Origin of the sequence: Ramlibacter sp., assembly GCF_035548915.1 — a bacterium.
Lineage (GTDB): Bacteria > Pseudomonadota > Gammaproteobacteria > Burkholderiales > Burkholderiaceae_C > Ramlibacter.
In genome coordinates, this window is the sequence record NZ_DASZSE010000044.1 from 415,375 (window position 1) to 421,374 (window position 6,000).

At 67.9% G+C, this 6,000-nt stretch carries 5 protein-coding genes; 4 read left to right on the forward strand and 1 reads right to left on the reverse strand.

What is annotated here, in order from left to right:
* Positions 1-131: 131 nt before the first annotated feature.
* From VHA82_RS19970 to acnB, 4 genes are all read left to right on the forward strand, one after another.
* The gene (locus VHA82_RS19970) at positions 132-1,118 is read left to right on the forward strand and encodes a malate dehydrogenase (protein WP_325546905.1); all 987 of its coding nucleotides are present in this window, start codon (positions 132-134) and stop codon (positions 1,116-1,118) included.
* Positions 1,119-1,185: 67 nt separating this feature from the next.
* Positions 1,186-2,196: a CoA ester lyase gene (locus VHA82_RS19975; RefSeq protein WP_325546906.1), complete on the forward strand. Its 1,011-nt coding sequence runs from the start codon at positions 1,186-1,188 to the stop codon at positions 2,194-2,196.
* A gap of 3 nt (positions 2,197-2,199) precedes the next feature.
* Positions 2,200-2,826, forward strand: coding sequence for a hypothetical protein (locus tag VHA82_RS19980; RefSeq protein WP_325546907.1), 627 nt, complete (start codon positions 2,200-2,202; stop codon positions 2,824-2,826).
* Positions 2,827-2,860: 34 nt separating this feature from the next.
* Entirely contained in the window at positions 2,861-5,464 is a 2,604-nt protein-coding gene (acnB, locus tag VHA82_RS19985; RefSeq protein WP_325546908.1) for a bifunctional aconitate hydratase 2/2-methylisocitrate dehydratase, read from the forward strand.
* Between the two features lie 109 nt (positions 5,465-5,573).
* On the opposite strand, the gene VHA82_RS19990 is transcribed toward acnB, so the two are convergent.
* A partial coding sequence (locus VHA82_RS19990; RefSeq protein ID WP_325546909.1) for a hypothetical protein occupies positions 5,574-6,000 on the reverse strand: 427 nt, incomplete at its 5' end.

Consider the following 6,000-nt stretch of genomic DNA (forward strand, 5'->3'; position numbering starts at 1 on the left):
CTTATATAAGACATAAGACAAGTTGACCGCTCAGGGTTCCCCCGAGTACACTCGCGAACTCCCGCGGGGGACGAAACGAGCCCCATATCGCGCGACGAATCACCGCCACTTTCCTTATCGGAGATCCCCCCATGAGCAAGAAACCCGTCCGCGTTGCCGTCACCGGCGCCGCCGGCCAGATCGGCTATGCCCTGCTGTTTCGCATCGCCTCCGGCGAAATGCTGGGCCGCGACCAGCCCGTCGTCCTGCAGTTGCTCGAGATTCCGGACGAGAAGGCTCAGAAGGCGCTGAAGGGCGTGATGATGGAACTGGAGGACTGCGCGTTCCCGCTGCTCGCGGGGATGGAGGCGCACGGCGACCCGAACACCGGCTTCAAGGACACCGACTACGCGCTGCTCGTGGGCGCGCGCCCGCGCGGCCCCGGCATGGAACGCAAGGACCTGCTCGCGGCCAACGCGCAGATCTTCACGGCCCAGGGCAAGGCGCTCGACAAGGCGGCGTCTCGCAACGTCAAGGTGCTGGTCGTGGGCAACCCCGCCAACACGAACGCGTACATCGCGATGAAGAGCGCGCCGAGTCTCGCGCGCCACAACTTCACCGCGATGCTGCGCCTCGACCACAACCGCGCGCTGTCGCAGGTCGCGGCGAAGACGGGCACCGCCGTGGCCGACATCGAGAAGCTTTGCGTGTGGGGCAACCATTCGCCCACGATGTATGCCGACTACCGCTTCGCGACCGTGAACGGCAAGTCCGTGAAGGACCTGATCGACGACCAGGAATGGAACAAGAACGTGTTCCTGCCGACCGTCGGCAAGCGCGGCGCGGCGATCATCGAAGCGCGCGGCCTCTCCTCCGCGGCGTCGGCGGCGAACGCCGCCATCGACCACATGCGCGACTGGGCGCTCGGCACCGGCGGCAAATGGGTCACGATGGGCGTGCCGTCGGACGGCCAGTACGGCATCCCGAAGGACATCATGTTCGGCTTTCCGGTGACCACGGCCAACGGCGAGTACAAGGTGGTCGAGGGCCTCGAGATCGACGCGTTCTCGCGCGAGCGCATCGACCTCACGCTGAAGGAACTGCAGGAAGAACAGGCGGGCGTCGCGCACCTGCTGTAACCCCTCTGGCGTCATTCCCGCGAAAGCGGGAATCCAGCGGCTTGCAGTGGCATTACGTCACCACGACATGACCCACCCCCGCGACATCCTCCTCGGCGCGCAGGCGCGGACCGGCGTGCTGCCGGTGTGCGACCACTACAGCGGCGTGGAGGCGCGCATGCGCAAGAGCCTGCAGCTGCAAGCCGAGCTCACGCGGCAGTTCGGTGCGTGCGTGTTCGACGTCACGCTCGACTGCGAAGACGGCGCGCCGGTGGGCGGCGAAGCGGAGCATGCCGCGCTCGTCGTCGAGCTCGTGCGCGGCGCGGCCGCCGACGCGCGCGTGGGCGTTCGCGTGCATCCCGTGGATCACCGCGCGTTCGAAGCGGACGTCGCGACGATCGCGGGCAGTGTCGGAGCACGCCTCGCGCACGTCATGATCCCCAAGTGCGAATCGGTGGCGGATGTCGAGCGGGCCGCGCGCGCGCTCGATGCCGCCGGGGCCAGACAACTGCCGCTGCATGTTCTCATCGAGTCACCCGGCGCCGTGAATCGCGTCTTCGACATCGCCGCGCATCCACGCGTGCAGTCGGTGAGCTTCGGGCTGATGGACTTCGTCTCCGCCCATGGCGGAGCGATCCCGGCCGAGAGCATGGGCATCGAGGGCCAGTTCGCGCATCCGCACGTCGTGCGCGCGAAGCTGGAAATCGCATCGGCCTGTCACGCGCATGGCAAGGTGCCTTCTCATTCGGTCGTGACCGAGTTCAAGGACCGCGAGGCGCTCAAGCGCGCCGCTTCGCGTGCCGCGCGCGAATTCGGCTACACGCGGATGTGGAGCATCCACCCGGACCAGATCCGGCCGATCCTCGAGGCGTTCGCGCCGACCGAACACGAAGTGGAGACCGCCGCGAAGGTTCTCGAGGCCGCGTCGCGTGCCGACTGGGCGCCGATCGCCTACGGCGGCAAACTGGAGGATCGCGCCAGCTACCGCTATTACTGGCAGGTGCTAGAGAGGGCGCACCGCACCGGAAGGCGGCTGCCGCACGAAGTCGCGGAGTGGTTCGCCGCCCCGCATGCATTGAACGAATCCAGGGACACGTAAGCAGTGAAATCCATTCTCCCCACCCTCCTTGCGGCGCTTCTGTCGGCCGCCGCCCCCGTCATGGCGGCCGATCAGTCCACGCCCGAGCCGAAGCCCACAGCGAAAGCACCCACGGCGAAGAAGCCCGCGAAGTCGAAGCACACCGCCAGGCAGTCGCCGAAGCAGGCCGAAGCGATCAAGCAGTCGGAGGAACAGGACCCCATCGACGAGCCCGATCCCACGATCAAGCTCGACGATGCGCAACTCGCCATCGCGAAGCGCGTCTTCGTGGGCGAACTGCCTTGCGAGCTCGGCGCCTCGGTCCACATCCGGGCGCTCAGGCGCGAAGGCTTCTTCCTGGTGCGCGTGAAGCAGACGCGCTTTGTCATGCATCCGGTGGAAAGCAAGACCGGCGCGATCCGGCTGGAAGACCCGGAGCGCGGCGCGCTTTGGCTGCAACTCGGCAACAAGTCGATGCTCATGAGCCAGAAGCTCGGACAGCGCCTCGCCGACGAATGCCAGAGCCCGGAGCAGAAGACTTTCGCCGAGGAGCTGAAGAAGCACCCCATCAACATCCTGGAGCCCGCGGCCGCGCGAGCTTCGGCGGCGGCCTCGGCCGCCAACCCGCCCGGCAAGTCGGGCCCCAACTGACCAATCCAATTCCGGACGAGCAAAAGGACGAGCCATGCTGCAAGCCTATGTCGAACATGTCGCCGAGCGCGCCGCGCTCGGCATCCCGCCGCTGCCGCTCACGGCGAAGCAGGTCGCCGATGCGATCGAGCTGCTGAAGGCCGCGCCGGCCGGCGAGGAAGCGTTCCTGCTGGACCTGATCGCCAACCGCGTGCCGCCCGGCGTGGACGACGCCGCCAAGGTGAAGGCGTCGTTCCTCTCCGCGGTGGCGCACGGCGACGTGCAGGTGAAGGCCATGTCGCGGGCCCGGGCGACCGAGCTCCTCGGCACGATGGTCGGCGGCTACAACGTGAAGCCGCTCATCGACCTGCTCGGCGACGCGGAGGTCGCTCGGGTCGCGGCGGACGGACTGAAGAAGACGCTTCTCATGTTCGACTACTTCCACGACGTGGCGCAGAAGGCCAAGGCGGGCAATGCGTTCGCGAAAGAGGTGATCGCGAGCTGGTCGGACGCCGAGTGGTTCACGAGCCGCCCCGAGGTGCCGCGCACGATCACCGTGACCGTCTTCAAGGTGCCCGGGGAGACGAACACCGACGACCTGTCGCCCGCGCCCGATGCGTGGTCGCGCCCCGACATCCCGCTGCACGCGCTCGCGATGCTGAAGAACACGCGCCCCGGCGCCGGCTTCACGCCGGAGGAAGACGGCAAGCGCGGTCCGATCCAGTTCATCGAGGCGCTGAAGGCGAAGGGTCATCAGGTCGCCTACGTCGGCGACGTGGTGGGCACGGGTTCGTCGCGCAAGTCCGCGACCAACAGCGTCATCTGGCACACGGGGCAGGACATCCCGTTCGTTCCCAACAAGCGCTTCGGCGGCGTCACGCTCGGCGGCAAGATCGCGCCGATCTTCTTCAACACGCAGGAGGATTCGGGGTCGCTGCCGATCGAGGTGGACGTGTCGAAGCTCGAGATGGGCGACGTGATCGACATCCATCCGTACGATGGCCGCATCACCCGGGGCGGCGAGACGATCGCGGAGTTCTCGCTGAAGAGCGACGTGCTGCTCGACGAAGTGCGCGCGGGCGGGCGCATCAACCTGATCATCGGCCGCTCGCTCACCGCGAAGGCGCGCGAATTCCTGGGCCTGGCGCCTTCCACCGTGTTTCGCCTGCCGAAGTCGCCCGCGGATTCGGGCCGGGGGTTCACGCTCGCGCAGAAGATGGTGGGCCGCGCGTGCGGGCTGCCCGAGACGAACGGCCGCCAGATGGGCATTCGCCCCGGCACGTACTGCGAGCCGCGCATGACGACTGTGGGCAGCCAGGACACGACGGGTCCGATGACGCGCGACGAACTGAAGGACCTCGCGTGCCTCGGCTTCAGCGCCGACATGGTGATGCAGTCGTTCTGCCACACGGCCGCCTATCCGAAGCCCGTCGACGTGAAGATGCACCACGAACTGCCCGCGTTCATCAGCAATCGCGGCGGCGTCGCGCTGCGGCCGGGTGACGGGGTGATCCATTCGTGGCTGAACCGCCTGCTGCTGCCGGATACGGTGGGCACGGGAGGCGACTCGCACACGCGTTTTCCGATCGGGATCTCGTTTCCCGCGGGCTCGGGGCTCGTCGCGTTCGCCGCGGCCACGGGTGTGATGCCGCTCGACATGCCGGAGTCGGTGCTCGTGCGCTTCAAGGGCCGGATGCAGCCCGGCATCACGCTGCGCGACCTGGTGCATGCGATTCCCTACTATGCGATGAAGCAGGGCCTGCTCACTGTCGCGAAGCAGGGCAAGAAGAACATCTTCTCGGGCCGCATCCTCGAGATCGAGGGCCTGCCCGACCTCAAGGTGGAACAGGCCTTCGAACTGTCCGACGCATCGGCCGAGCGTTCGGCCGGCGGCTGCACGGTGAAGCTGAACAAGGAGCCGATCGTCGAGTACCTCACGAGCAACGTCGTGCTCATGAAGAACATGATCGCCAACGGCTACTCGGACAGGCGTTCTCTCGAACGTCGCATCCAGGCCGTGGAGGCGTGGATCGCGAACCCGCGGCTGCTCGAGGCGGACGAGGACGCCGAATATGCCGCGGTGATCGAGATCGACCTCGCAGGGATCACCGAGCCTCTTCTGTGCTGCCCGAACGACCCGGACGACGTGAAGCCGCTCTCCGAGGTGCAGGGCACGAAGATCGACGAGGTCTTCATCGGCTCTTGCATGACGAACATCGGCCACTTCCGCGCCGCGTCGAAGCTCCTGGACGGCAAGCGCGACATTCCGGTGAAGCTGTGGGTGGCGCCGCCCACCAGGATGGATGCGAGCGAGCTCACGAAGGAGGGCCACTACAGCGTCTTCGGCACCGCGGGCGCGCGCACGGAGATGCCGGGCTGTTCGCTATGCATGGGCAACCAGGCGCAGGTGCGCGAGGGCGCGACGGTCGTCTCGACTTCCACGCGCAACTTTCCGAACCGGCTCGGCAAGAACGCCAACGTCTTTCTCGCTTCGGCGGAGCTCGCGGCGATCTCGTCGAAGCTGGGCCGCATTCCGACGGTGGCGGAATATCACGAGGACATGGGCGTCATCAACAAGGACGCCGAGCGCGTGTACCGCTACATGAACTTCGACCGCATCGAGGAGTACGCGGAGGTGGCGAAGGAAGTGGCCGCCTGATCCGAAGCGCGGCGAAACGCGAGAAGGAAAGCGAAGAGAGCGGCTGGTGGGCCGCTCTCTCTTTTTTGGATCCCCGCTTGCGCGGGGATGACGCTTGCTGCGCTACGCGTCAGTTGCGGTCGGCCTTGGCGCGACGCACTGCCCGCGGCGCTGCGGGCATGGGCTGCTCCGCGGCGCTCGGGGACACAGCTTGCGGCGCTGCCTGCGGCGCTGCTTCGGCAGCCGGTGCGGCTGCTTCGGGTCCGGCGCCCATGGTCGTCGTGGTGCTCTCGCTCTCGGCGAGCGCAGGTGCCTGCTCCTGCCGGATGATCGCGACGCCCGGCGCTGCGCTGCTCGTGCTGCCCACCGTCTCGCCGCCGCCCGCGGGACCCGGCGAGCCGGCCGCGACGCCGCCACCGGCGCCACCGGCGCCGCCCGTACCACCGGTTCCACCGGTTCCACCGGTTCCGCCGGTGCTGCCGCCCGCGCCACCCGTGCCACCCGTGCCACCGCCCGTGCCGCCGCCGGTGCCGCCGCCCGTGCCGCCGCCCGTGCCG